Origin of the sequence: Caballeronia sp. J97 (assembly GCF_905220305.1) — a bacterium.
GTDB lineage: Bacteria > Pseudomonadota > Gammaproteobacteria > Burkholderiales > Burkholderiaceae > Caballeronia.
Genome location: NZ_CAJMZL010000005.1, coordinates 160,626 through 184,887 on the forward strand (window position 1 = coordinate 160,626; position 24,262 = coordinate 184,887).

General features: G+C 64.4%; 19 protein-coding genes. 11 read left to right on the forward strand and 8 right to left on the reverse strand.

The window, feature by feature from the left end:
• Nucleotides 1-8 precede the first annotated feature (8 nt).
• The 3 genes from U4Y90_RS10455 to U4Y90_RS10465 form a co-directional block, all read right to left on the reverse strand.
• The gene (locus tag U4Y90_RS10455; protein WP_321794485.1) at nucleotides 9-794 is read right to left on the reverse strand and encodes an ATP-binding cassette domain-containing protein; all 786 of its coding nucleotides are present in this window, start codon (nucleotides 792-794) and stop codon (nucleotides 9-11) included.
• A 14-nt stretch (nucleotides 795-808) separates the two neighbouring features.
• The gene (locus U4Y90_RS10460) at nucleotides 809-1,975 is read right to left on the reverse strand and encodes an ABC transporter permease (RefSeq protein ID WP_321794486.1); all 1,167 of its coding nucleotides are present in this window, start codon (nucleotides 1,973-1,975) and stop codon (nucleotides 809-811) included.
• 142 nt (nucleotides 1,976-2,117) lie between these two features.
• Nucleotides 2,118-3,170 (reverse strand): sugar ABC transporter substrate-binding protein, encoded by a 1,053-nt coding sequence (locus tag U4Y90_RS10465; protein WP_321794487.1) that lies wholly within the window; start codon nucleotides 3,168-3,170, stop codon nucleotides 2,118-2,120.
• 216 nt (nucleotides 3,171-3,386) lie between these two features.
• On the opposite strand from U4Y90_RS10465, the gene U4Y90_RS10470 reads away from it, so the two are divergent.
• The 4 genes from U4Y90_RS10470 to U4Y90_RS10485 all read left to right on the forward strand — a co-directional run bounded on the left by U4Y90_RS10470 (nucleotide 3,387) and on the right by U4Y90_RS10485 (nucleotide 6,563).
• Nucleotides 3,387-4,265: a MurR/RpiR family transcriptional regulator gene (locus U4Y90_RS10470; RefSeq protein WP_321794488.1), complete on the forward strand. Its 879-nt coding sequence runs from the start codon at nucleotides 3,387-3,389 to the stop codon at nucleotides 4,263-4,265.
• On the forward strand, nucleotides 4,255-5,259 hold the full coding sequence (gene iolG, locus U4Y90_RS10475; protein ID WP_321794489.1) for an inositol 2-dehydrogenase: 1,005 nt from the start codon (nucleotides 4,255-4,257) through the stop codon (nucleotides 5,257-5,259). The genes U4Y90_RS10470 and iolG overlap by 11 nt, the downstream gene beginning before the upstream one ends.
• On the forward strand, nucleotides 5,256-6,272 hold the full coding sequence (locus tag U4Y90_RS10480; RefSeq protein ID WP_321794490.1) for a Gfo/Idh/MocA family oxidoreductase: 1,017 nt from the start codon (nucleotides 5,256-5,258) through the stop codon (nucleotides 6,270-6,272). Before iolG ends, U4Y90_RS10480 begins: the two co-directional genes overlap by 4 nt.
• A 63-nt stretch (nucleotides 6,273-6,335) precedes the next feature.
• Nucleotides 6,336-6,563 (forward strand): sulfurtransferase TusA family protein, encoded by a 228-nt coding sequence (locus U4Y90_RS10485; protein ID WP_008341954.1) that lies wholly within the window; start codon nucleotides 6,336-6,338, stop codon nucleotides 6,561-6,563.
• An 80-nt stretch (nucleotides 6,564-6,643) separates the two neighbouring features.
• On the opposite strand, the gene galU is transcribed toward U4Y90_RS10485, so the two are convergent.
• On the reverse strand, nucleotides 6,644-7,525 hold the full coding sequence (galU, locus tag U4Y90_RS10490; RefSeq protein ID WP_008341953.1) for a UTP--glucose-1-phosphate uridylyltransferase GalU: 882 nt from the start codon (nucleotides 7,523-7,525) through the stop codon (nucleotides 6,644-6,646).
• A 76-nt stretch (nucleotides 7,526-7,601) separates the two neighbouring features.
• Nucleotides 7,602-10,469 carry a valine--tRNA ligase gene (locus U4Y90_RS10495; protein ID WP_321794491.1) on the reverse strand — a complete coding sequence of 956 codons (2,868 nt, stop codon included), beginning with the start codon at nucleotides 10,467-10,469 and terminating at the stop codon, nucleotides 7,602-7,604.
• Between the two features lie 194 nt (nucleotides 10,470-10,663).
• Here U4Y90_RS10495 and U4Y90_RS10500 point away from each other — a divergent pair, with 194 nt between their 5' ends.
• From U4Y90_RS10500 to U4Y90_RS10520, 5 genes are all read left to right on the forward strand, one after another.
• On the forward strand, nucleotides 10,664-13,030 hold the full coding sequence (locus tag U4Y90_RS10500; protein ID WP_321794492.1) for a UvrD-helicase domain-containing protein: 2,367 nt from the start codon (nucleotides 10,664-10,666) through the stop codon (nucleotides 13,028-13,030).
• A 2-nt stretch (nucleotides 13,031-13,032) separates the two neighbouring features.
• Complete coding sequence (locus U4Y90_RS10505; RefSeq protein WP_321794593.1) at nucleotides 13,033-13,785, forward strand: 5'-methylthioadenosine/adenosylhomocysteine nucleosidase; 753 nt, start codon at nucleotides 13,033-13,035, stop codon at nucleotides 13,783-13,785.
• Between the two features lie 133 nt (nucleotides 13,786-13,918).
• Nucleotides 13,919-14,194, forward strand: coding sequence for a hypothetical protein (locus tag U4Y90_RS10510; protein ID WP_321794493.1), 276 nt, complete (start codon nucleotides 13,919-13,921; stop codon nucleotides 14,192-14,194).
• A 23-nt stretch (nucleotides 14,195-14,217) separates the two neighbouring features.
• Nucleotides 14,218-14,655, forward strand: a complete 438-nt coding sequence (locus tag U4Y90_RS10515) for a hypothetical protein (RefSeq protein WP_321794494.1) — start codon at nucleotides 14,218-14,220, stop codon at nucleotides 14,653-14,655.
• Between the two features lie 146 nt (nucleotides 14,656-14,801).
• Nucleotides 14,802-16,694 carry a propionate--CoA ligase gene (locus U4Y90_RS10520; RefSeq protein WP_321794495.1) on the forward strand — a complete coding sequence of 631 codons (1,893 nt, stop codon included), beginning with the start codon at nucleotides 14,802-14,804 and terminating at the stop codon, nucleotides 16,692-16,694.
• Nucleotides 16,695-16,767: 73 nt separating this feature from the next.
• On the opposite strand, the gene U4Y90_RS10525 is transcribed toward U4Y90_RS10520, so the two are convergent.
• Nucleotides 16,768-18,021 carry an MFS transporter gene (locus U4Y90_RS10525; RefSeq protein ID WP_321794496.1) on the reverse strand — a complete coding sequence of 418 codons (1,254 nt, stop codon included), beginning with the start codon at nucleotides 18,019-18,021 and terminating at the stop codon, nucleotides 16,768-16,770.
• Between the two features lie 337 nt (nucleotides 18,022-18,358).
• Here U4Y90_RS10525 and U4Y90_RS10530 point away from each other — a divergent pair, with 337 nt between their 5' ends.
• Both U4Y90_RS10530 and U4Y90_RS10535 read left to right on the forward strand, forming a co-directional pair.
• Nucleotides 18,359-19,987, forward strand: a complete 1,629-nt coding sequence (locus U4Y90_RS10530; protein WP_321794497.1) for a methyl-accepting chemotaxis protein — start codon at nucleotides 18,359-18,361, stop codon at nucleotides 19,985-19,987.
• Between the two features lie 157 nt (nucleotides 19,988-20,144).
• On the forward strand, nucleotides 20,145-20,588 hold the full coding sequence (locus tag U4Y90_RS10535) for a hypothetical protein (RefSeq protein WP_321794498.1): 444 nt from the start codon (nucleotides 20,145-20,147) through the stop codon (nucleotides 20,586-20,588).
• 32 nt (nucleotides 20,589-20,620) lie between these two features.
• Here U4Y90_RS10535 and U4Y90_RS10540 read toward each other — a convergent pair whose 3' ends face one another.
• Entirely contained in the window at nucleotides 20,621-22,093 is a 1,473-nt protein-coding gene (locus tag U4Y90_RS10540; RefSeq protein WP_321794499.1) for an HDOD domain-containing protein, read from the reverse strand.
• A gap of 137 nt (nucleotides 22,094-22,230) precedes the next feature.
• Nucleotides 22,231-24,156 carry a putative bifunctional diguanylate cyclase/phosphodiesterase gene (locus tag U4Y90_RS10545; RefSeq protein ID WP_321794500.1) on the reverse strand — a complete coding sequence of 642 codons (1,926 nt, stop codon included), beginning with the start codon at nucleotides 24,154-24,156 and terminating at the stop codon, nucleotides 22,231-22,233.
• Between the last annotated feature and the right edge of the window lie 106 nt (nucleotides 24,157-24,262).

Consider the following 24,262-nt stretch of genomic DNA (forward strand, 5'->3'; position numbering starts at 1 on the left):
GAATGTCCTCAGATCGTCGCGCCTTCGAGCTCGGTCATCATCTGCTGCATCTCCGCGCCGCCCGCCATCATGTCGAGCACTTCGTTCTTGCTGATGGTGTCCTTCGTGAAGGTGCCCATCGAGCGGCCGCGATTGAGCAGCGTGAACGAGTCGCCGATCGGATATGCGTGATGCACGTTATGCGTGATGAAGATCACCGAGATGCCTTTTTCGCGCGCCTTGTGAATCAGCTTGAGCACGTTGAAGCTCTGCTTCACGCCGAGCGCGGCGGTCGGTTCGTCGAGGATCAGCACGCGCGCGCCGAAGTGGATCGCGCGCGCGATCGCGAGGCATTGCTTCTCGCCACCGGACATCGTGCCGATGGGCTGATGCGGATCGCGCACGTTGATGCCCATTTCGGCGAGCTTGGCGCGCGAGGTTTCGGCTGCGAGGTCGAGGTCCATCACGCTGATGCCGAAACGCTTTTTCTGCGGCTCGCGTCCCATGAAGAAGTTGCGCGCGACGGAAAGCAGCGGCACGAGCGCGAGGTCCTGATACACGGTCGCGATGCCGAGATCGAGCGCTTCTTTCGGCGAATCGAAATGGACGGGCTCGCCGTCGACGAGATAGTCGCCGGAAGAGGGCTGATGCACGCCCGCCAGCGTCTTGATGAGCGTGGACTTGCCCGCGCCGTTGTCGCCGAGCAGGCAGTGCACTTCGCCGCGTTTGAGTCGCAAGGTGACGCCGTTCAGCGCGATCACCTTGCCGAAGTACTTGCTGACGTTTTCGAGCGCGAGGATGTTTTCGTCTTGCATGATCGTTTCTCCCCTCATTGAGCCTGTGAAACGCGGCGGCGCACGTAGTGATTGAAAAGCACCGCGAGCAGCAGCATCACGCCGAGGAACACGCGGAACCAGTCCGAGCTCACGTTCGTATAGGTGATGCCGATCTGCACGACGCCGAAGATCAGCGCCCCGAAGCATGCGCCGACCACCGAACCGTATCCGCCTGTCAGCAAGGTGCCGCCGATGACCGCGGCGATGATCGCTTCGAACTCTTTTTGCAGGCCGCGATCGGCCGCGGCCGAGCCGATATCGCACACCTGCAGCACGGCGAACAGGCACGAGCAGAACGCGGTCAGCACGAAGAGGGAAATCTTGACGCGCTTCACCGGAACGCCGACGTTCTTCGCGGCGTTCGCATCGCCGCCGACCGCGAGAATCCAGTTGCCGTAGCGCGTCTTGGCGAGCACGAACGCACCGACCGCCGCGAGCGCGAACCACCAGATGATGACCTTCGGAATGCCCGGCACGAGCGGCTGGCCGCTGTCGAGCAGCTTGCCGATGCCCATGTGCGCGAGCCACGTGAACACGCCGTGGAACGCGACGCCATGAAAGAGCGTGTCGGCGATGGGATCGGCCTGCGCGAGATCGCCCACGCCCGAGATGATGGTGCGATCCGCGAACATGATCGACAGCGCGAGCGTGAGGCCGCGCAGGATGAACAGGAACGCGAGCGTGACGATGAACGACGGCAGGCGGGTTCGCATCACGAGATAGCCGTTGAGCGCGCCGAGCAGCATCGACATCACGAACGCGAAGAGAATCGACAGCGAGATCGGCCAGTGGAAGTAGACCGAGGGCAACGCGACCATCATGCCCGCGAAGCCGATCATCGAACCGATGGACAAGTCGAACTCGCCCGCGATCATCAGCAGACACGCGCCGACCGCGAGCAGACCGAGATAGGCGGCCACCTGCGACCAGTTCATCACGCCGTCGAGGTTGAACATGCCCGACGAGCCCGCGCCGAAGCCGAACACGATGAACACGAGCACGGTACCGGAAATGGCCGCGAACTCCGGGCGGTTCAGCAAATGACCGAACCACGATGTCTGGCGTACGCGTTCGTCCGAAGGCTTGGCCTTGTCCGGTGTTTCAGCGCTGTCCTGCTGAGGATTCGCGTGAGGAGGATAGTGCTTTCCGGCTACGCCCATGATGGCTCCTTGAGACCTGTATTCGATGCGGTACCGATGCGCGCGTCCCCGCCGCGTCCGCAAAGGGACGCGACCGGAAGCGATGAACGTTGATAAAAGCGGGCGGCGTCAGACGGGCCGCCCGAAGAAGGTCACGCGGCGATCAACGATATTGACCGGCGTATTTCACGACCTTGTCGAGATTGTCTTTGGTGATGAATCCCGGGCCCGAACGGATGTTCTTGGGCCCGTACGACGGTTGCAGCCCGTAGGTTTCGAGGCGCGCCTTGAACTTCGGATTCGCTTCGAGAATCTGACGGATCTTCGCCGGATCGGTGATGTGCTCCTTGTGAACGACCGCGAGCACCGCCACCGGGATATAGCCTTGCAGATACGGCTGCTGATCGATCGCGAACTTGATCGTGCCGTCCTTGATGGCCTTCGCGATGTCATCGGAAAAGTCGAACGTCACGAAATAGATCTTGTTTTGCAGGCCCATTTGCGTGACGGCCTTGAGCGTCGCGGACGCGGGCGTCGGTCCGAGCGTGAGGATCGCCTGCGTGTCGGGATGATTGCGCAGATACGCCGATACCTTCGACTGGATCTCGGTCGGGTCCTGGCCGGAGTCGATGGTCGATGCCTTGTAGTCGATGCCGAGCGCGTCCGCGAAGCCCTTGCAGCGATCGAACGACACCGTGTTGGTCGCGATGTGGTTCACGCACAGGAACGACTTCACGCCCGCGGCCTTGGCCTTCTTGCCGGCCTCGTTGCCCGCGACATATTCGGGCTGCCCGACGTGCATGATCGCGCCCAGTTGCGCGCTTTGCTCTTCGGTGCCGGAGTTGATCGTCACGAGCGGAATCTTCTTCGCGGTGACCTTGTTGATCGCGCTCTTCAGCACGTCGAAGTCCGCGATGGTGGTGATGACACCGTCGTAGTTGCGCGCGGCGGCCTGCTCGATCAGGCGCGACATGTCCGCGATATCGCCGTTCGGCGGATTGCGGTAGTCCGTCTGCACGTTGAAGTCTTCATCCGCCTGCTTGATCGCATTCTTGATGACGTTCCACCAGGAATCCGAGTCCGGCGCGTGGCTGATCAGCACGAACTTCGCGTCGGGCGCCGCCTGTGCGGGACTCGCCGCCATCAACGCTGCGCTGCACAACGCAGTAGCAGCCACCAGCGCGCGCAGCGCGGCCCGACCGTTGCAAATGGTCATTGTCTCCACCTATCTCGGTTGTTGTTTGGTGTGATGTTTCGCGAGCCGACCGTTTGATGTGTCGCGCTCAGGACCAAGAGTAGGTCAGTTTCCGGTGGTCTGCAATAGAAATTTTATCGTTGCTGCAAATGGAAAATACATTCCAATTTGCTTGGCGCCTTCCTATAATCCATTGCACGGCGCTCGCCATCGGGCGCGCAAAAGACGAGCGTTGAAATGGATGAAACCAGCACCGAAGCCCAGAGCGTCGACGAGTTGATGCAGCGGATCACCGACGCCTACGACACGCTGCCGCGCCAGTTGAAGAGCGTCGCGACGTATATCGAGCAGCATCGCCAGAGCGTGATGATGGATCGCACGAGCGATATCGCGAGCGCGTGCGGAGTGCATGCGTCGGCGGTCGTGCGGTTCGCGCAGCGCTTCGGCTTTTCCGGCTTCTCCGACTTGCAGGCAGTGTTCCGGCAGGCGTACACGGGCGCCGGCGGCTCGCAGCAGACCTATCAGCAGCGCATTCGCAAGCTCATCGACGAGAAGGCGGGCGAGGCGTCGGGCGTGTCGGTCGCGCGTGAATTCATCGCGGCGAGCCGCACGGGTCTCGACGAACTCGAAGCCGGTCTCGACGACGATCAGTTCGAAGCCGCCGTGGAGATGCTGTCGCAGGCGGAGAACATCTATGTGATCGGTGTGCGCCGCTCGTTCGCGGTGGCGAGCTACATCGTCTATGCATTGCAGCACACGAAGAAGCGCGTGCATCTTATTTCGGGCTTCGGCGGCATGTTCCGCGAGCAGATCCGCAGCGTGAAGAAGGGTGACGTGGTGGTCGCGATCAGCTTCGCACCCTACGGCAAGGAAACGCAGTACTGCGTGCGTGCCGCGCAGCATCACGGCGCGAAGACGCTCGTCATCACCGATAGCCAGCTTTCGCCGCTCGCGCGCCATGCGAGCGCGAGTTTGTTCGTGAAGGAGGGCAGCGCGTTCGCGTTCCGTTCGCTCACGAGCACCATTTGCCTGTGCCAGGCGTTGTTCATCGCGCTCGCGTACCGGCTCGAGTTGAACGTTGAGGAATCCAAGGAGACAGGTGGCTATGACGATTGATGTGGCGGTGTTCGGGGCAGGGCGCATCGGCAAGATTCACGCGGCCAATCTCGCGCGGCAGCCGGGCGTGCGTTTGAAATATGTCGTCGATGTGAATCGCGAAGCGGCGGCCGCGCTCGCGCAAGCGCATGGCGCGAGCGTCGCGGATGTCGACGGCGCGATGGGCGACGCCTCCATTGGCGCGACGGTCGTGTGTTCCAGCACGGACACGCATGCGGACCTGATTCTCGCGTCGGCGGCGCAGAAGAAGCACGTGTTCTGCGAGAAGCCCGTCGATCTCGCGATCGAGCGGGCGCGCGCGTGCGCCGAGGCCGTCGATCATGCAGGCGTCGTCTGCATGATCGGCTTTCAGCGCCGCTTCGATCCGACCTTCTCCGCGTTGAAGGCGCGCATCGACGCGGGCGAGATCGGCGATCCGGAGATGCTGATCGTGACGAGCCGCGATCCGGGCGCGCCGCCGGTGGAGTACATCAGGCACTCGGGCGGCATCTTCAAGGACATGCTGATCCACGACTTCGATATCTTCCGCTGGATTCTCGACGACGAAGCCGACACGCTGCACGCGACGGGCAGTTGCCTCGCCGATGCGGCCATCGCGGAGGCGGGCGACATCGATTCGACCGCGGTGACGATCCGCACGAAGCGCGGGCGTCTTTGCCAGATCAACACGGCGCGGCGCGCGGCGTATGGCTACGATCAGCGCTTCGAGTTGCTCGGCAGCCGCGGCATGCTGCAAGCGGGCAACGTGCGGCCGACCGAAGTCACGGCGTACACGACGGCGGCCGTTTCGAGCGACAAGCCCGAGGCGTTCTTCCTCGAACGCTATCGCGCGGCGTATGCGGCGGAAATCGCGCATTTCTTCGATGCGGTCGTGCATGGCAAGCCGGTGCGCACGACCGTCGCCGACGGTCTCAAGGCATTGGAGCTCGCCGAGGCCGCGACCTTGTCGTGGCGCGAGAAGCGCATCGTCAAGCTCGGGGAGAACGTCGCATGAACGCGGTGCGCTTCGGTATCGTCGGATTGGGAAGGCTCGGGCGGCGGCATGCGGAGAATCTCGCGTGGCACGTGCCGGGCGCGCAGCTCGTCGCGGCGTGCAGTCCGGTTGCGCAAGAGCGCGAATGGGCGCGGGAGACGTTGCCGGCGTTGTCGCTACATGCGGATTACGAGGCGCTGCTCGCGGATGCATCGATCGACGCGGTATGGCTCGTCACGCCCACCTCGCTGCACGCGCGGCAGATCATCGCCGCGCTGCGCGCGGGCAAGCACGTGTTCTGCGAGAAGCCGCTGTCGCTCGATCTCGCCGAATGCGATGCCGTGATCGAAGAGCACGCGCGCCATCCGCATCTGCACGTGATGATCGGCTTCGTGCGTCGCTTCGATGCGAGTTATCGCGATGCGTTCGATAGCGTCGGGAAAGGCGCGATCGGCCGGCCGTTCATGGTGCGCTCGCAAACCTGCGACAAGAATGATCCCGATGGCTTCTTCGTGCGCTTCGCGCCCACATCGGGCGGGCTTTTTCTCGATTGCAGCGTGCATGACATCGATCTCGCGCGCTGGCTGCTCGGCAATCCGCGCGCAAAGCGCGTGTATGCGAGCGGCACCATCGCGATTCACGAGGGCTTGCGCGCGTGCCATGACATCGACAATGGCGTTGGCACCATCGAGTTCGAGGACGGGCGGCTTGCCGTGCTGTATGCATCGCGCACGATGGCGCACGGGCACGACACGCAGACGGAAGTGATCGGCACGGCGGGCGCGCTCGCCGTGGGGCGCAATCCGCGCGCGAACCGCGTCGAAATCGCCGACGCGCACGGCTTGCGCAATGCATGCACGCCGACCTTCTTCGAGCGCTTCGAGGATGCGTTCTTGCGCGAGGCGCAGGCGTTCGTGGCACTGCTTCGCGATGGAACGGCGACGGGGCTCACGCTGGACGATGCCAGGGAAGCGACGCGGATCGGTATCGCGATGCGGCAGGCTTATGAGAGCGGGAGGGCGGTGGAGTTGTGACCTCTGCGCTAAAATCGAACCTTCACGAGCGCTCACCCACAGGCCAACAAAGGTTCAATCGCGATGGAAGTTCACAAGGAAGTCGATGCGCGCGGGCTCAACTGTCCGTTGCCGATTCTGCGGGCGAAGAAAGCGCTCGCCGACATGACGAGCGGTCAGATTCTGAAGGTGCTCGCGACCGACCCGGGATCGCAGCGCGATTTCGCGGCATTCGCGAAGCAGACGGGCAACGAGATCGTCGAATCGACGGCACAGGACAAGACGTTCATCTTCCTGATGCGTCGGCGTTGAAGAGCCTTTACAGGCGCGCAAAAGCAAAATGCCCGTCACGCAGGTGACGGGCATTTTTTTTCAACGAAGCGTGCAGAGACTCAGTCTTCGAGAATCGGCGCGCGATTGCGCAGATATTCTTCGAATTCCTGCTTCACTTCCGGGTGACGCAGCGCGAACTCCACCGTCGCCTTGAGGTAGCCGAGCTTGCTGCCGCAATCGAAGCGCGTGCCCTGATACTTGTACGCCAGCACCTGCTCGTCCGACAGCAGCGACTGAATCGCATCCGTGAGTTGCAGTTCGCCGCCCGCGCCCGGCTTCAGCGCGCGGATGTGATCGAAGATGCGCGGCTTCAGCACATAACGGCCGACCACGCCAAGGTTCGACGGCGCCACCGCCGGCTCCGGCTTCTCGACGATGCCCGACAGCTTGAAGATATTGTCTTCCCACTCCTTGCCGTCGATGATGCCGTAGGACTTCGAATCCTCCGGCGGGATCTCTTCGACACCGATCACCGAGCTGTGATAGTGGTCGAAGACTTCGATCATTTGCGACATCACGGGCGGCTTGCCGTACAGCAAGTCGTCCGCGAGGATCACGGCGAACGGGTTGTCGCCGACGAGCTTTTCGGCACACAGCACGGCATGGCCGAGACCGAGCGCTTCGGCCTGACGCACGTAGAAGCAGTCGACATGGCTCGGCTTGATGCTGCGCACGAGTTCGAGCAGCTTGTCCTTGCCGCGCGCTTCGAGTTCCGCTTCGATTTCGTAGGACTTGTCGAAGTGGTCTTCGATGGCGCGCTTGCTGCGGCCGGTCACGAAGATCATTTCGGTGATGCCGGCAGCCATCGCTTCCTCGACCGCGTATTGAATCAGCGGCTTGTCCACGACGGGCAGCATTTCCTTCGGGCTGGCCTTGGTCGCGGGAAGGAACCGCGTGCCCAGACCGGCGACGGGGAAAACCGCTTTGGTAACTTTTAGCATGTGATGACCCTGATCCTCTTAATCATTGAAACGTCGAGATAACGGAGCGGATCGACAAGTGATTCGAACCCCCAATTCAAGCAGGCAAACGCAATAATTGTGCCCGTAGCTTCTCGATAGTGGTTCCGTATTCTGCCAGCCTTTTGCGCTCCTGTTCAACGACAGCAGCCGGCGCTTTTGAAACAAAGCTTTCATTTCCGAGTTTCGCGTTACATTTGGCGATTTCGGCGTTCAGACGGTCCACTTCCTTGCTCAGGCGCCCGCGCTCGGCGGCGACATCGATCTCGACTTTCAGCACGAGCTTGCTCGTACCGACGATCGCGACGGGCGCGCCATGGGCTTCCTTGTCGAGAGCGGCTTCGTCGTCGATGATCTTCACTTCGGAAAGACGCGCGAGGGCGGCGATATACGGCGCGAACGCGGAGAGGCGCGCCGCGTCGCCGTGCGCGAGCAACGGCACTTTCACCGCGGGCGACAGATTCATTTCGCCACGCAGATTACGACACGCATCGATGACAGTCTTCAGTTCGGCGGCCCACTGTTCCGATGCTTCGTCGATTTTTTTCAGCTCGGCGCGCGGGTAGGGCTGCGTCATGATCGACGCCTCGCCTTCGCTTGCGCCTTGCGGCCAGGCGTCGGTCAATGGCGCGACCTTCTGCCACAAGGCTTCCGTGATGAACGGGATGATCGGATGCGCGAGGCGCAGCACCGTTTCCAGCACGCGCAACAGCGTGCGGCGCGTCGCGGTCTGCTGCTCCGGCGTGCCGGTCTGGATCTGCACCTTCGCGAGCTCCAGATACCAGTCGCAGTATTCGTCCCACACGAACTTGTAGATCGCGTTGGCGACGTTATCGAAACGATAATCCGCGAAGCCTTTCTCCACTTCGGCTTCCACGCGCTGAAGCAGCGACACGATCCAGCGGTCCGCCTGCGAATAGTCCGTGTAGCCGCCTGGGCCGCAATCGCCCGGCTTGCATGCGCCGGGATTCGCGAAACCGCAGTCGTGGCCTTCGCAGTTCATCAGCACGAAACGCGTGGCGTTCCAGAGCTTGTTGCAGAAGTTGCGATACCCCTCGCAACGCGCGAGATCGAAGTTCACGTTGCGGCCGAGCGTGGCCATCGACGCCATCGTGAAGCGCAGCGCGTCCGTGCCGAACGACGGAATGCCTTCGGGGAATTCCTTGCGCGTCTTCTTCTCGATCTGCGCGGCGGCCTTCGGATTCATGAGGCCCGTCGTGCGTTTCGCGACGAGCGATTCGAGGTCGATGCCATCGACGATGTCGATCGGATCGAGCGTGTTGCCCTTGCTCTTCGACATCTTCTGGCCTTCGGCGTCGCGCACGAGGCCATGCACATAGACGGTGTCGAACGGCACCTTGCCGGTGAAATGCGTGGTCATCATCACCATTCTGGCGACCCAGAAGAAGATGATGTCGAAGCCCGTCACCAGCACCGAGGACGGCAGGAACGCGTTCAGCTCCTTCGTCTCGTTCGGCCAGCCGAGCGACGAGAACGGCACGAGCGCGGACGAGAACCACGTGTCGAGCACGTCCTCGTCGCGCTTGAGCGGACCCTTGTAGCCTTGCGCGTCGGCTTCGGCGCGGGCTTCGTCTTCCGTCTTCGCGACGAAGATCTCGCCGTTCTCGCCGTACCACGCGGGAATCTGATGGCCCCACCACAACTGACGCGAAATGCACCAGTCCTGGATGTTTTCGAGCCACTGGTAATACGTGGTGGTCCAGTTCTCCGGCACGAACTTGATCTGGCCGTTCCTCACGACATCGAGCGACGTTTCCGTGATCGACTTGCCCGGATTGAACGTGCCTTCCGGCGCGGGCTTGGTCATCGCGACGAACCACTGGTCCGTCAGCATCGGCTCGATCACGACTTGCGTGCGGTCGCCGCGCGGCACCATCAGCTTGTGCGGCTTGACGGATTCGAGCAGGCCGAGCGCTTCGAGATCCTTCACGACCTGCTTGCGCGCGTCGAAGCGATCCATGCCGCGATACTTCTCGGGCGCGTTGTCGTTGATCTTCGCATCGAGCGTGAGGATTTCGATCTGCGGCAGCTTGTGGCGCTGGCCGACCGCGTAGTCGTTGAAGTCGTGCGCGGGCGTCACTTTCACGACGCCGGTGCCGAATTCGCGATCGACGTATTCGTCGGCGATGACGGGAATCTCGCGATCGCACAGCGGCAGCACGACCGTTTTGCCGATCAGATGCTGATAGCGCTCGTCTTCCGGATGCACCATCACCGCGACGTCGCCGAGCATGGTTTCCGGGCGCGTGGTCGCGACCGTCAGATGGCCCGAGCCGTCCGGCAGCGGATAGCGGATGTGCCACAGGCTGCCGTTCTCTTCCTCGCTCACCACTTCGAGATCCGACACCGCCGTGCCGAGCACCGGGTCCCAGTTCACGAGACGTTTGCCGCGATAGATCAGCCCTTGCTTGTAGAGCGTGACGAACACGTCGCGGACGGCGGCCGACATCTTGTCGTCCATCGTGAAGTATTCGCGCGACCAGTCGATCGATGCGCCGAGGCGCCGCACCTGATTCGTGATGGTCGAGCCGGACTGCTGCTTCCACGCCCAGACGCGCTTCAGGAATTCTTCGCGGCCGAGATCGTGGCGCGAGATGCCCTGCGCATCGAGCTGGCGTTCCACGACGATCTGCGTCGCGATGCCCGCGTGGTCCGTGCCCGGCACCCACAGCGTGTTCTCGCCGAGCATGCGGTGATAACGCGTGAGGCCATCCATGATGGTCTGGTTGAACGCATGCCCCATGTGCAGCGTGCCGGTGACGTTCGGCGGCGGCAACTGAATGGAGAAATTCTTCGCGCCGTCCTTGAACGTGGGGCCGGCGTATCCGCGCTTTTCCCATTCCGGGCCCCATTGGGACTCGATGTTTTGAGGCTCGAAGCTCTTCGCAAGCGTGTTGTCGCTCATTGTGGAATCTGCCGAAAAATGCGTGAAAAAATGCGGGGGAATCTCCGATTATAAGGTTCCGCGCGCGACGCCGGCCTAATTCGGCCAGCAGGCGCGCGCCTTGTCCCGGCCGGCGGCTCCATCGGCGCGGTCTTATAATGATCGGCCCGCCGCCAGAGTTTTTCTGGCCCGCTTTTCTGCCGCTGCACTTTCCCATGCCCGACCTGCTCGCGAATCTGAATCCCGAACAACTCGCCGCCGTGACGCTGCCGAACGAGCCCGCGCTCATTCTCGCGGGCGCCGGCAGCGGCAAGACGCGCGTGCTCATCACGCGCATCGCGTGGCTGATCCAGCAGGGCTACGCGTCGCCGCCGACCGTGCTCGCCGTCACCTTCACGAACAAGGCCGCGCGCGAAATGATGGCGCGTCTGTCGGCGCTATTGCCGATCGACACGCGCGGCATGTGGATCGGCACGTTCCACGGCCTGTGCAACCGCATGCTGCGCGCGCATTACCGCGACGCCGGCCTGCCGCAGACCTTCCAGATCCTCGACACGGCGGACCAGCTTTCGGCCATCAAGCGGCTGATGAAGGGCCTGAACGTCGACGACGAGAAGTATCCGGCGAAGAACCTCCAGTACTTCGTCAACAACGCGAAGGAGCAGGGCCTGCGTCCTAAGGACGTCGATGCGACCGACGCGTTCAATCGCAAGTTCGTCGAGCTCTACGAAGCCTACGACCAGCAGTGCCAGCGCGAAGGCGTCGTCGATTTTCCCGAGCTGCTGCTGCGCTGCTACGAACTGCTCGCGCATAATCCGCCGCTGCGCGCGCACTATCAGGCGCGCTTTCGCAACATTCTGGTCGACGAGTTCCAGGACACCAACAAGCTGCAGTACGCGTGGCTGAAGCTGCTCGCGGGCGAGCACAACGCGATTTTCGCGGTCGGCGACGACGATCAGTCGATCTACGCGTTCCGCGGCGCGAACGTCGGCAACATGCACGATTTCGAGCGCGAGTTCCGCGTGCGCAATCTCATCAAGCTGGAGCAGAACTATCGCTCGCACGGTCATATTCTCGATACCGCCAACTATCTGATCGCCAACAACGCCAACCGGCTCGGCAAGAACCTGCGCACCGACGCGGGCCACGGCGAGCCGGTGCGGGTCTACGAGTCCGCGACGGATTCGCAGGAAGCGGGCTGGATCGTCGAGGAAATCAAGGCGCTCATCAATACGGGCGTGTCGCGCGGCGAGGTTGCGGTGCTCTATCGCAGCAACGCGCAGTCGCGGACCATCGAACATACGCTCGTGAACGCGGGCATTCCGTATCGCGTGTACGGCGGCCTGCGCTTCTTCGAGCGTCAGGAAGTGAAGCACGCGCTCGCGTATCTGCGCCTGATCGACAATCCGAACGACGACACCGCGTTCGCGCGCGTCGTCAATTTCCCGACGCGCGGCATCGGCGCGCGCTCCATCGAGCAAGTGGCCGACGCGGCGCGTCTCTATCACTGTTCGATGGCCGCCGCGGTGCCGTACGTCACCGGCAAGGCGGGCACGAGCCTCGGCGCGTTCGCGACGCTCATCGCGAAGATGCGCGCCGAGACGCAGCAGATGAGCCTGCCGGAGACGGTCGAGTATGTCGTGCGCACGAGCGGTCTCGCCGCGTTCTACGAAACCGAGCGCGAAGGCCAGGATCGGCTGGAGAACTTGCAGGAACTCGTGAACGCGGCGGCCGCGTTCGTCAGCGAGGAAGGCTACGGTCTCGATACGCCCGCGCGCTCGATCCCGCTGCGTCCGGGCGCGACAGCGGCGCCGGAGATCGCGGCGGTGAGCGAGGACGGCGAAATCGAAGTGCTCGACGCACCCGGCATCGCCGATCCCGCGCAGAATCCCGACACGATGACGCCGCTCGCCGGCTTCCTGTCGCATGCATCGCTCGAAGCGGGCGACAATCAGGCGCAGGCCGGCCAGGACGCCGTGCAACTGATGACCGTGCACGCGGCGAAGGGGCTCGAATTCACGGCGGTGTTCATCACCGGGCTGGAAGAGGGCTTGTTCCCGCACGAGAACAGCGCGCAGGAATCCGACGGGCTGGAGGAAGAGCGCCGTCTCATGTACGTGGCGATCACGCGCGCGAAGGAGCGGCTTTATTTGTCGTTCGCGCAGAGCCGCATGCTGCACGGCCAGACGCGCTACAACATCCGCTCGCGTTTCTTCGACGAATTGCCCGAGGGCTCGCTCAAGTGGCTCACGCCGAAGGTCGAGGCAGGCGCGCGCTGGGGCGGACGTTCGGATAACGCCGGCTGGGGCCGCGACTGGTTCGCGCGTCCGGGACAGGAGCGCGGCGGTTCCGCTTACGGCGGCGGGCAGGCTCAGGAGCGATTGCCCTCGTTCGCCAACGAGCAGCGCGCCGCCGAGTCCGGTTTCAAGGTCGGTCAGGCCGTGTTCCACACGAAGTTCGGCGAAGGCACCGTGACCGCGCTGGAAGGCTCCGGCGGCGATGCACGCGCGCAAGTGCGCTTCAAGCGCCACGGCGAGAAATGGCTCGCGCTGGCGGTCGCGAAACTGCAGGCCGTCGAATGACGATGAAGCGGCTCGGCATCATGGCGGCGCTGCCGCAGGAACTCGGCGATCTCATCGCGCAGATGGAGGCGGCGGGCGAGGTGCGCACGGTCACGCTCGGCCGGCGCGAGTATTACATCGGCGACGCGCACGGCCTGCCCGTCGTCGTCACGCTCGCGCGCATCGGCAAGGTAGCGGCCGCCGCGACCGCGAGCGCGCTCATCCACGTGTTCGAAGCCGATGCGATCGTCTTCACGGGCGTCGCGGGCGGGGTGCGGGCGGACGTGCAAGTCGGCGATATCGTCGTCGCGGATGCGTTGATGCAGCACGATCTCGATGCATCGCCGCTCTTTGCGCGCTACGAAGTGCCCTTGCTCGACCGCTCGCGCTTCGACGCCGACCGCGCGCTCGCCGACAGGCTCGCCGCCGCCGCCGATGCGTTCATCGCCGAAGAAGGCGGCGCCCTGGCGGAGCGTTTCGCCGTCGCGGCGCCGCGCGTGCATCGCGGGCTGGTCGTGAGCGGCGATCGCTTCATCGCGAGCCACGACGCGCTCTTCGGCCTGCGCGATGCATTGCCGGACGCGCTCGCGGTCGAAATGGAAGGCGCGGCCATCGCGCAGGTCTGCTACGAGCACGGCGTGCCGTGCGCGGTCGTGCGGACCATTTCCGATACCGCGGACGCCGCCGCGCCCCTGTCGTTCGCCGAATTCCTCACGTCGATCGCCGCGACGTATTCCTCGGGCATTTTGTCGCGCTTTCTTCGCGCGGCGGGCTGAATCGGCGCGCCATCCGGCGCGGACAGGGCTTTCCCGCGGCGCGGCTCATCTTCGAAATTCCTGCTTGTAGTTGAGAATGATTCTCAATACAATGACTCGCACCATGTGAGGCACAAACAGGAGGCCTGACGACATGACCGACGATTTCGCCGCCATCGGCATGACGGGCGAAGCGCGCCCGGCGTGCGAGATGAACGAGCGGGGTGAGCGTTGCGCTGTTTCGGCGAACGCCGCGAAAGTTCTCGAAACGACGCGCCGTGCCTGGCGCGACGCGACGGCCCGGACCCCGGCCGAGGCGCCGCGCCGTGCTCCGCGCGCGGCGCAGCCGAAGAAGCGCGTGGTGCCGCGGCGTTCCCGCTGGCCGTCGCTCGTCGCCGCGCTGAACTACTGGAGTCCGAAACCGCTGTGAACGCCGCCGATCTTTCGAAATCCATGAAGCTCCCCGCGCTCGACGAACGCCTTTTCGACGCGAGCCGGTTTCCGCTGGTGCGCCTGCGCCCGCGCGCGGTCAGGCCCGGCTATGCGTTCGCGTGGAGCGCGCAGATGCGCCGCCTCGTATCGCTCGCGACGCCGTTCGTGCTCGTGGCCGGGCACGACGAAAACGAAACCGGCGACGACGCGCGTCTGCGCGCCGCGTGGATGCGCACGCATCGCGCGGCGGTCGCGGCGTATTGCCGTGGCCTGATCGTGATCGAGCCGCGCATCGAAGCGCGCGCGAGCACGCGCGAAACGCTCCGCGCGATCACCGAAGGCAGCGGCGTGCGCACGGTCGTGGTGTCGAGCATGCGCGTGGCGGGCGAGCTCGCGCCGGTGCTGCTGAAGCACACCGCATCGGAAGGCCGAAGCGCGGCGCGTAGCCGGGCGATCTGAGCCGTCGGACCGATCAGGGCGCGCCCGGTCTAGCGAGGGTTGGATGGCTGCTCTATGCTGTGTCGACCGGAGTCGGCGCCCTGGCGCTTGCCCGGGTTCCATGCACCGCAATGGGATCAGCCAACGCCGCTTTGCAGAGGACGCGCATGCCGACTTACCAAGAAGCGTATCGACGGTCGATCGACGACCCCGAAGCGTTCTGGGCCGAACAGGCCCGTCGCATTCACTGGCATACGCCGTTCGAACGGGTGCTCGACCGGAGCAAGCCGCCGTTCGCGCGCTGGTTCGTCGGCGGCAAGACCAATCTGTGCCATAACGCGGTGGACCGCCATCTCGCGTCGCGCGCGCAACAGGATGCGCTCGTCTATGTATCGACGGAAACGGGTATCGAGCGCCGCTATACGTACGCCGAGCTGCACGCGGAAGTGAACCGCATGGCGGCCGTCATGCGTTCGCTCCATGTGAACAAGGGCGATCGCGTGCTCATCTATCTGCCGATGATCCCCGAAGCGCTCTTCGCGATGCTCGCATGCGCGCGCATCGGCGCGATTCATTCGGTCGTGTTCGGTGGCTTCGCGGCGCCGAATCTCGCGGCGCGCATCGATGACGCGGAGCCCGCGCTCATCGTCACCGCCGACGCCGGCGCGCGCGCGGGCAAGGTGATCGACTACACGCCGCTCGTCGACGAAGCCCTGTCGCGCGCCGAATACAAGGTGCCGCAAGTGCTGCTGGTCGACCGGCAGCTTGCGCCTGAGCGCCTGCAGGCGAGCTATCTCGTCGCGTACGAGCCGCTGCGCGAGCAGTTCTTCGATGCGCACGTGCCGTGCGAATGGCTCGAATCGAACGAGCCTTCATATGTGCTCTACACGTCCGGCACGACGGGCAGGCCGAAGGGCGTGCAGCGCGATGTCGGTGGCTACGCGGTGGCGCTCGCCGCATCGATGGAACACATTTTTCAGGGCGCGCCCGGCGACACGATGTTCACCGCATCGGATATCGGCTGGGTCGTCGGGCATAGCTATATCATCTATGCGCCGTTGCTCGCCGGCCTCACGACGGTCATGTACGAAGGCACGCCGGTTCGTCCCGATGGCGGCATCTGGTGGCGGCTCGTCCAGCAATACAAGATCAACCTGATGTTCACCGCGCCGACCGCGATCCGCGTGCTGAAGAAACAGGATCCGGCGCTGATGGAGAAATACGATCTGTCGAGCCTGCGCACGTTGTTTCTCGCGGGCGAGCCGCTCGACGAGCCGACCGCGCAGTGGATCCAGAGCGCGCTGAAAAAGCCCGTCATCGACAACTACTGGCAGACGGAGACCGGCTGGCCGATGATCGCGATTCCGCGCGGCATCGAGGCGTTGCCGTCGAAGCTTGGCTCGCCGGGCGTGCCGTCGATGGGCTTCAATCTCACGCTGCGCAACGAAGCGACGGGCGATGCATGCGCGCCGGGCGAGAAGGGCGTCGTGACGCTCGCCTATCCGTTGCCGCCGGGCTGCATGCAGACCGTGTGGGGCGACGACCAGCGCTTCGTCGATACGTACTGGAAGAGCGTGCCGAACCAGATGGTCTATTCGACCTTCGACTGGGGCGTGCGGGACGAGGACGGCTATGTGTCGATTCTCGGGCGCACCGATGACGTGATCAACGTCGCGGGGCATCGGCTCGGCACGCGGGAGATCGAGGAAGCGTTGTCGGCGCATCCGGCCGTGGCCGAGGTCGCGGTCGTGGGTATCGCCGATGCCGTCAAGGGGCAGGCGGCCGCGGCGTTCGTCGTGCTGCGCGACGCGGATCGCATCAATGCGCCGGGCGCGCGCGAAGGCTTGGAGGCGGAGCTTTGTCACGCGGTCGATTCGCAGCTCGGGGCGATCGCGCGTCCGGCGCGCGTGCACTTCGTGACGATGCTGCCGAAGACGCGCTCAGGGAAGCTGCTGCGGCGCGCGATCGCGGCGCTGGCGGAAGGGCGCGATCCGGGCGAATTGCCGACGATCGAGGACCCGGGTGCGTTGATGCAGGTGAGGGAGGCGCTGGGCAGTTGAGCGTCCGAAACGCGACGGGCGCGCGATCCGCTGGAGGACCGGCGCGCGCGCCGCGATCGATCGGATGTTGCAATTACGCCTTCGCTGCCTCATGCGTCTTCGGCAACAAGACCGTGAGCACGCCGAGCAACGGCAGGAACGCACACACCTTGTACACATAATCGATGCTCGTGGCATCCGCGAGATGACCGAGCACCGCCGCACCGACGCCGCCCATCCCGAACGCGAATCCGAAGAACAGCCCCGCGACCATGCCCACCTTGCCCGGAATCAGCTCCTGGGCGTAGACGAGAATCGCCGAGAACGCCGACGCCAGCACGAGCCCGATGATCACCGACAGCACGCCGGTCCAGAACAGATTCGCGTAAGGCATCAGGAGCGTGAACGGCGCGACGCCGAGAATCGATACCCAGATCACGGCCTTGCGTCCGACCTTGTCGCCGACCGGGCCGCCGACGATCGTGCCCGCGGCCACCGCCGCGAGGAACACGAACAGGTGGATCTGCGCTGCCTGCACCGAGATGCCGAACTTGCTGATCAGGTAGAACGTGAAATAACTCGTGATGCTCGCGAGATAGAAGTACTTCGAAAACACGAGCAGCACGAGCACGCTCATCGCCATGATGACCTTGTTGCGCGGCAGCGTCGCGTGCGCGACTTGCGAGCGGCCCTTCTTCGTCGCCGGGTGACGCTTGTACCAGCGGCCGATATTCGCCAGCACGAACATCGCGACGAGCGCCGCCGCCGAGAACCACGCGATGCTTTTCTGCCCGTGCGGAATGACGATCAGCGCGGCGAGCAGCGGCCCGAGCGACGAGCCCGCGTTGCCGCCCACCTGAAACAGCGACTGCGCGAGGCCATGCTTGCCGCCGGAAGCCATGCGCGCGACCCGCGAAGACTCCGGATGAAACACCGACGAACCGCAGCCGACCAGCGCCGCCGCGATCAGCAGCGTGCCGAAGTTGCCCGCAATCGACATCAGCAGGAGACCCGACAGCGTGAAGCCCATGCCGACCGGAAGCGAATAAGGCTTCGGATGCTTGTCGGTATACAGCCCGACGAGCGGTTGCAGCAGTGAAGCCGTCACCTGATACACCAGCGTGATCAGGCCGATCTGTCCGAACGAGAGCGCGAACTCGCTCTTGAACATCGGATAGATCGCCAGAATCAGCGACTGGATCATGTCGTTCAGGAGGTGCGAGAAGCTGATCGCGCCCAGAACGGAATAAACGGTGCGTTGCGTGCCCGTGCTCGCGGATGCCGCGGCGGAAGCGCCGGCCGACGCGCCGGAAGGCGACAAAGCGCCCTTGTCGATGCTCGTTTGCATAGTGAATGGCTGGTGAAAGCGGAATTCGTCCCGGATTTTGTTTTTACAGTGCGACATTTATGCGCAAGCTGAATTTCTGACAAGTGTAGGCTGTCGTTGTCTCGTTGTCCTGCCAAGCTTTGTCGCGAATCGGACAGGATCGCTGTCGAAGCAACCGTCATTTCGTCTTACGCAACGATTTTTGGCCGGTTATAAGAAGCGACGCTCGGCGAACACATCTCCGCCTTGCAATAAAAGGCTCAAGAAAGCCGACAAACCTGCCGTACTCACGGTGGGAACCAGACCAGGACGCGCCGCACGACGGCCCAGTCCACAGATCAAATTCGGGGATCGATCGATGAAACTGTTTTCGCTACGCGGCGCAAAAGACGCGGGCTTCGTGGCGCACGCCGAGGCCGGGCGCGCGCTGTCCGTCAAGGCATCGCTGAGACTGGCGTTCGGGCTCGTGCTCGCGGGGACGCTCGCCATCGGCGCGATCGCGCTCACGCAGATCAGCCGTCTGAACGGCGCGACCGAATCCATCTACACGCAAGGCTATGTCGCGAGCCGCGCGGCCGAGGAAACCCGCGGCTATCTGCTGCGCGCGAGCCGCTCTCAGAAGATGCTGCTCACCGCGAGCACCGCGAAAGAGCGCGACGATCTCGGCGCGCAGATCGAGCAATCGCTCGCCGACATCGGCCGTGAGCAGGCGCAACTCGCGCAATACATCGATCACGCCGACAAGGACGCGCTCGCGCAGCAAAAGAATTTCTCGGGCGCGCTCGCGAAGTGGAGCGACAACCTGCGCACCTTCGTCAAGCTCGTGAAAGAGCAGCCGCTCGATCTCTCGCAGATGAACTGGCAAGTCGGCACACAGGACGTGTCGCTGCTCGTCGAGACGGGCAAGCTCGAAAAGATGGTCGACGAACTCGTCGCGCGGCGCGGAGCGGCGGCCAAGGCGACGATCGATTCCGCCGCGTTCATCTTCCATTCGTCGTTCGTGATGGTGTCGGCGCTGACGCTCGCGTTGTTCGCGCTCGCGATCGTCGTCTCCGAATGGGTCGTGCGGCGTCTCGCCGGCCAGCTCGGCGGCGAGCCCGGTTATGCGAAGGACATCGCGCGCCGGATCGCGTCGGGCGATCTCGCCTATCCCGTCAGGCTCAAGCGCCGCGACGATGCCTCGATGCTCCACGCGCTGTCGGAAATGCAAGCGGGCCTGTCGTCTACTGTCGGCGATATCGCGGCGAGCGCGGAGGCGATCGCATCGGCATCGAGCGAGATTTCCACGGGGAACGTCGACCTGTCGCGCCGCACCGAAGAGCAGGCGGTCGCGCTCGAAAAAACCGCGGCCAGCATGGAGCAGCTCACGTCGACGGTGCGTCAGAACGCCGACAACGCAAAGCAGGCGAGCACGCTCGCCGCGAATGCATCGGAGATCGCGGAGAAGGGCGGCGCCGTGGTGGGCCGCGTGGTCGAGACGATGCAGCGCATCGATGCGAGCGCGAAGAGCATCGGCGACATCATCGGGGTGATCGAAGGCATCGCGTTCCAGACCAACATCCTCGCGCTCAACGCGGCGGTCGAAGCCGCGCGCGCGGGCGAGCAGGGGCGCGGCTTCGCGGTCGTCGCGGGCGAAGTGCGCAATCTCGCGCAGCGCTCGTCGTCGGCGGCCAAGGAGATCAAAGGGCTGATCGATACATCGGTGTCGCGCGTTTCGGACGGCTCGGCCTACGCGCAGGAAGCGGGCGCGACGATGGAGGAAGTCGTGAACGCGGTGCGTCGCGTCACCGACATCATGGGCGAGATTTCGGCGGCATCGGCGGAGCAGAAGACGGGCATCGAATCGATCGGCGAGGCCGTCACGAAGATGGACGCGAACACGCAGCAGAACGCCGCGCTCGTCGAAGAGGCGGCCGCGGCAGCGCAATCGCTCGACGACCAGGCGCGCGCGTTGAAGTCGCTCGTCGGAAAATTCCAGTTGGCCTGACGCCAGGCATCGGGATAGAATCGCGGACGGGCGCGGCAGGGCGCCCGGTCTCGCGAAAGTCTTACGCACCTGCCGCGCAGTGCCTCAACTCCGGATCGAACCGCAACGTCGAACCTTTACAGCCGCAGCGAGAACGGCGCACCAAGGGAACAACGTCATGTGGTCTACATCCTGTCCGATTTCTTTTTCCGTATCCAACAGCGACTATCTGCGCGAACACGCGCGACGTCTGCTTCGTCACGCCCGCGAAGGCGACGCGGCGGCCTCCATGCCCGTCTTGCGCCGCCTGCTCGCGGCGAACGTCACGCGCGCGGAGCGTCTCGCCGATCTGCACGCGATCCGCGACGATCTGCAACTGAAGCATCTGCTCGCGATGCTCGCCGCCGAACTCGGCTATGCAAGCTGGGACGCATGCAAGCCCGATATCGACAGTCGGCCGGGCGCGATGATCGACCGCTATCGGCTCGACGCCGGCGCGTTCAACGATTACGAAACGAACTGGTTTGCGAACGAGGCGGACGCGCTCGAATGGCAGCGCGGACACGGCGGCTATATCGTGCGATACGGCGAGCAGGCCGTGGCGATCTTGAAGCGGGAATGAGCGGGAAGTGATGCGCGCAAGAAGGAAGCCGGTCAGATCAGCTCGACTTCCTTCCAGTTCGCGCTAAAGAAAAAACGGCTCAGCTCCTTCGTGAGCTCGTTCAGTGCGCTCATCTCGGCCGGCGAGATCTTGCGCACCTGTTGCGGCGAGGTCCAGTCGCCGTAGATCAGCGCGACGGTCGTATCGTTCGATTTCACCGGCAGCAGCACGAAGGCCTGCGCCTCGCCGAGCGTCTCTTTGTACCAGCGCGGCAGGCGCGCGTCGATGCGCGCGTCGTGCGCGTTCTCGATGAAGATGCCGACCGGATTGCTGATCGCGAGATGAAACACGTCGGGCCGGAATTCCGCCGAGAAACGCAGTTGCGGCAGCATCGGCTCCAGGCCCGCGCCGAGGGCGAGACGCGCGTGAAATTCGTGGTTGGCCTGGCGCACGAACACCACGGTGCGCGACAGGTGCAGACTGCCGAGGATCGATTCTGACGCGAGCGAGAGCGCCGGCGCCAGCGCGTTTTTCGCCGGCAACGAGCGCAAATCGGCGACGCTCGCGCCGATGCGCGCCTCCGCCGACACGTTCGCGCGCGCCATTGCGTCGGCGTTGGCCTGCAGTTCGGAAATCTCGCGGATCACGCCGTCGCTCGCTTCCTCGTTCGCAAGCGCGAGGCTCATCGAGGTGAGCGTTTCCGCGTCGGTCCTGAGCGGGCCGCTGTAGCGGGTGGCGATATCGAAGAGCGCCGATTCGCGGCCGTCCACGGCCATGTTCTGCGCGGTGAGCGCGTCGGCGACTTCGGTCGAATAGTTGGAGATGGCGCGCAGCCAGCGCACGTGCTTCGGCACGGTTTCATCGACGGGTGCGTTCGGATCGGTCGCGCGCATGCCTTCGCGGATCGTCTCGGGCAGGCGCCAGCGATCCGCCGCCTCGAGCCCGATCTCGTCGAAGGTGACGCCGAGCAGCGCGGCGCAGGCGGCGCTGTCGGGGATGTTCTCCGATGCCGCCTTGCGTCGCAATTGATCCCACTCGTGTTCCAGATAGAACGCGACGAGCAGCTTGCCGATCTGCCGCATCAGCGTGCAGACGACCGCTTCCTCGGCGGAGCGCAGATCCTTGTGCTCGGTGAGCTGCCGCGCGACGGCGCCCGAGAGCAAGGTGCGGTTCAGTTCGAGCTTCGCGTCGATGCGGCGCGGCGCGCTTTGATGAAAGTGATCGACGAGCTTCAGGCCGACGACCAGATGGCCGACCGCATCCATGCCGAGCACCATCAACGCGCGCGTGACCGTGGTGATGTTGCCGCCGAATGCGATGTACATCGCCGAATTGGCGAGGCGCAGCACCTTCTGCGTGAGGCCGACGTCCGACAGCACGACTTGCACGAGGGACGTGAAGTCGAGGTCGTCATCGCTCATCGCGGACACGGTTGAGCGCAGCGCCTGAGACAGCATGGGGAAATCCCCGCGCTCGCTCATGCGCGACCACAACTTGTCCAGTAGTTCGGCCTTGGTGCGTGCCATTGCTAAAAATAAGAACTCGTTCGTTTACGCGACGGCTAACCCGAGGCGGTCCGGCAATCCAGCACCCAACAACGAAATGTACACGTTATTAGGGAGTTAGGGCGCGTCCTTCGATTAAAACACGAACCACCGTTCGCTCATAATGTCTCGTGCAGCACGAGCGAGCGCGACTGGAACGAGCGCGCCAGCTCGTCCGACGGCAACGCGTGACTGATGAGCCAGCCTTGAATGTGATCGCATCCAAGGTCTGCGAGCAAGTCGCGTTGCGCCTCCGTTTCGACCCCTTCCGCGACCAGTTCCAGCCCGAGCGATTGCGCCAGTCCGACCACCGCGCTCACGATCGCGCGATTGTTTCGGGACGTAATCAGGTTCTCGACAAAGCTGCGGTCGATCTTGAGCTTCGAGAGCGGAAATCGCTGCAAATAAGCGAGGCTCGAATACCCGGTGCCGAAGTCGTCGACCGCGAAGCGGATGCCGATCGCGGTCAGCGCTTCCAGCAGGCACGTCGCTTCTTCGGGATCGTGCATCAGCAGGCTCTCGGTGATCTCGAACACGAGCCGCCGCGCGTCGATGCCCGTCAGCGCGAGCGCTTCCTTCACCGCCGCGGTGAAGCGCTTGTCGCGGAACTGCTGCGGCGACACGTTCACCGACACGTAATCGAGGCGGATGCCGATCGCATCCCATTGCGTGATCTGCATGCACGCGGCCTTCAGCACCCAGTTGCCCAGATAGTTGATGAGGCCGATGGACTCCGCGAGCGGAATGAAAGTCGAAGGCGGCACGAGCCCGTGCGCCGGATGATTCCAGCGCATCAGCGCCTCCACGCCGACCACCGCGCCCGTGCGGATCTTCGTGATCGGCTGGAAGTAGAGCGAGAACTCGCCGTTGCGCACGGCTTCGTACAAGTCCGCTTCGAGCTTCAGGCGCTCGGCGTCGGCGGGATTGTCGTCGATCGTGTGAAAGACGAGCGCATTGCCGCCCGATTCCTTCGCCTGCGCGAGCGCGTGATCCGCCATGCGCAGGAGGCTCGTCTCTGCGCCGCTCTTCGCGCTCTTGCCCGCCTGTTCCGGATAGAGCGCCACGCCCACGCTCGCGGACAAATGCGTGTGCTGCCCGCGATGCCGGTAAGGCTGCGCGATCGCGGTGAGCAGGCGCCGCCCGAGACTCTCGGCGAGCTCCGCTGTGGTGCCGGGGGGCAGCAGCACGGCGAACTCGTCGCCGGCCACGCGCGCGACGCGCTCGCCATGGCCGGCCGTGTGCTGGATGCGGCGCGCGGTCTCGCGCAGGAGTTCGTCGCCGGCGTCGTAGCCGAGCGCGCGGTTGATCCGTTGATAATCGTCGATGTCGAGCAGCACCAGGCCGGCGTGCGTGCGCGTGAGCTCCGCTTCGTCCTGCGCCGCACCGATCGCGCTCTTGAGTGCGACGAGGTTGTCGAGGCCCGTCAGCGCATCGTGGTTCAGCGTGTGCAGGAGCGATGCTTCGCGTTCGCGCCAGTGGCCGACGTCGAAAGCGGCGAGCGCGAAGCCGGGCGTGCCGCGCGCGGCCGTCGACACGAGCCGCAACTCGACGCAGATCGGATAGGTGAGCGACTTCACGACCGTCAGCGTCGCCGATTCGAGCTTGCCGCTCGCGCGCGCCCGGGCGACGAGCGCATGCAGTTCGTCAGCCTCTTCGGATGCGACGAGATCGTGCAGCGTCAGCATGCTCAGATAGTCACGGTGATAGCCGATGAACTCGATGCTCGCATCCGATACATACTGGAAGCGCAGGGCGTCGTCGAGCTGCGCGAGGAAATCGACCGCGCCGAGCGTGGCCTCGGGCGCGCCGGCCAGAGCGGGCGCGACGCGCGCGGCCGCCGCGCTCGCCACGGTGCTGCCGGGCGCATCCGGCGGGACGGCCTCGGGCGATGCCGGCGGCGCGGGTTGCGCGTCGGCGCCCTCGGGATGCGAGTCGAGCGCGCTGTCGTGCCGCTCGCGCGCGGCGCTTCCCCATGCGCGGGAGAGCGCATCGAGCGCGATGCGCCACGGTGCTCGGCGGGAGACGTTGATCCGATTCGCTTGCATGGTCTCGTTGGTTTCTGGCGGCAGCGCTCGCCTTCGTCGGGCAAGCGGCGGCGCGCGGAACACCGCATAAGGCGGGTTCCGGCCGCGACGTGCCGCAGTGGGCGCG

Excerpts from the sequence above, each read along its gene's own strand:
- U4Y90_RS10455 (WP_321794485.1), bottom strand. The coding sequence starts at position 794 with ATGCAAGACGAAAACATCCTCGCGCTCGAAAACGTCAGCAAGTACTTC.
- U4Y90_RS10460 (WP_321794486.1), bottom strand. The coding sequence starts at position 1,975 with ATGGGCGTAGCCGGAAAGCACTATCCTCCTCACGCGAATCCTCAGCAG.
- U4Y90_RS10465 (WP_321794487.1), bottom strand. The coding sequence starts at position 3,170 with ATGACCATTTGCAACGGTCGGGCCGCGCTGCGCGCGCTGGTGGCTGCT.
- U4Y90_RS10470 (WP_321794488.1), top strand. The coding sequence starts at position 3,387 with ATGGATGAAACCAGCACCGAAGCCCAGAGCGTCGACGAGTTGATGCAG.
- iolG (WP_321794489.1), top strand. The coding sequence starts at position 4,255 with ATGACGATTGATGTGGCGGTGTTCGGGGCAGGGCGCATCGGCAAGATT.
- U4Y90_RS10480 (WP_321794490.1), top strand. The coding sequence starts at position 5,256 with ATGAACGCGGTGCGCTTCGGTATCGTCGGATTGGGAAGGCTCGGGCGG.
- U4Y90_RS10485 (WP_008341954.1), top strand. The coding sequence starts at position 6,336 with ATGGAAGTTCACAAGGAAGTCGATGCGCGCGGGCTCAACTGTCCGTTG.
- galU (WP_008341953.1), bottom strand. The coding sequence starts at position 7,525 with ATGCTAAAAGTTACCAAAGCGGTTTTCCCCGTCGCCGGTCTGGGCACG.
- U4Y90_RS10495 (WP_321794491.1), bottom strand. The coding sequence starts at position 10,469 with ATGAGCGACAACACGCTTGCGAAGAGCTTCGAGCCTCAAAACATCGAG.
- U4Y90_RS10500 (WP_321794492.1), top strand. The coding sequence starts at position 10,664 with ATGCCCGACCTGCTCGCGAATCTGAATCCCGAACAACTCGCCGCCGTG.
- U4Y90_RS10505 (WP_321794593.1), top strand. The coding sequence starts at position 13,033 with ATGAAGCGGCTCGGCATCATGGCGGCGCTGCCGCAGGAACTCGGCGAT.
- U4Y90_RS10510 (WP_321794493.1), top strand. The coding sequence starts at position 13,919 with ATGACCGACGATTTCGCCGCCATCGGCATGACGGGCGAAGCGCGCCCG.
- U4Y90_RS10515 (WP_321794494.1), top strand. The coding sequence starts at position 14,218 with ATGAAGCTCCCCGCGCTCGACGAACGCCTTTTCGACGCGAGCCGGTTT.
- U4Y90_RS10520 (WP_321794495.1), top strand. The coding sequence starts at position 14,802 with ATGCCGACTTACCAAGAAGCGTATCGACGGTCGATCGACGACCCCGAA.
- U4Y90_RS10525 (WP_321794496.1), bottom strand. The coding sequence starts at position 18,021 with ATGCAAACGAGCATCGACAAGGGCGCTTTGTCGCCTTCCGGCGCGTCG.
- U4Y90_RS10530 (WP_321794497.1), top strand. The coding sequence starts at position 18,359 with ATGAAACTGTTTTCGCTACGCGGCGCAAAAGACGCGGGCTTCGTGGCG.
- U4Y90_RS10535 (WP_321794498.1), top strand. The coding sequence starts at position 20,145 with ATGTGGTCTACATCCTGTCCGATTTCTTTTTCCGTATCCAACAGCGAC.
- U4Y90_RS10540 (WP_321794499.1), bottom strand. The coding sequence starts at position 22,093 with ATGGCACGCACCAAGGCCGAACTACTGGACAAGTTGTGGTCGCGCATG.
- U4Y90_RS10545 (WP_321794500.1), bottom strand. The coding sequence starts at position 24,156 with ATGCAAGCGAATCGGATCAACGTCTCCCGCCGAGCACCGTGGCGCATC.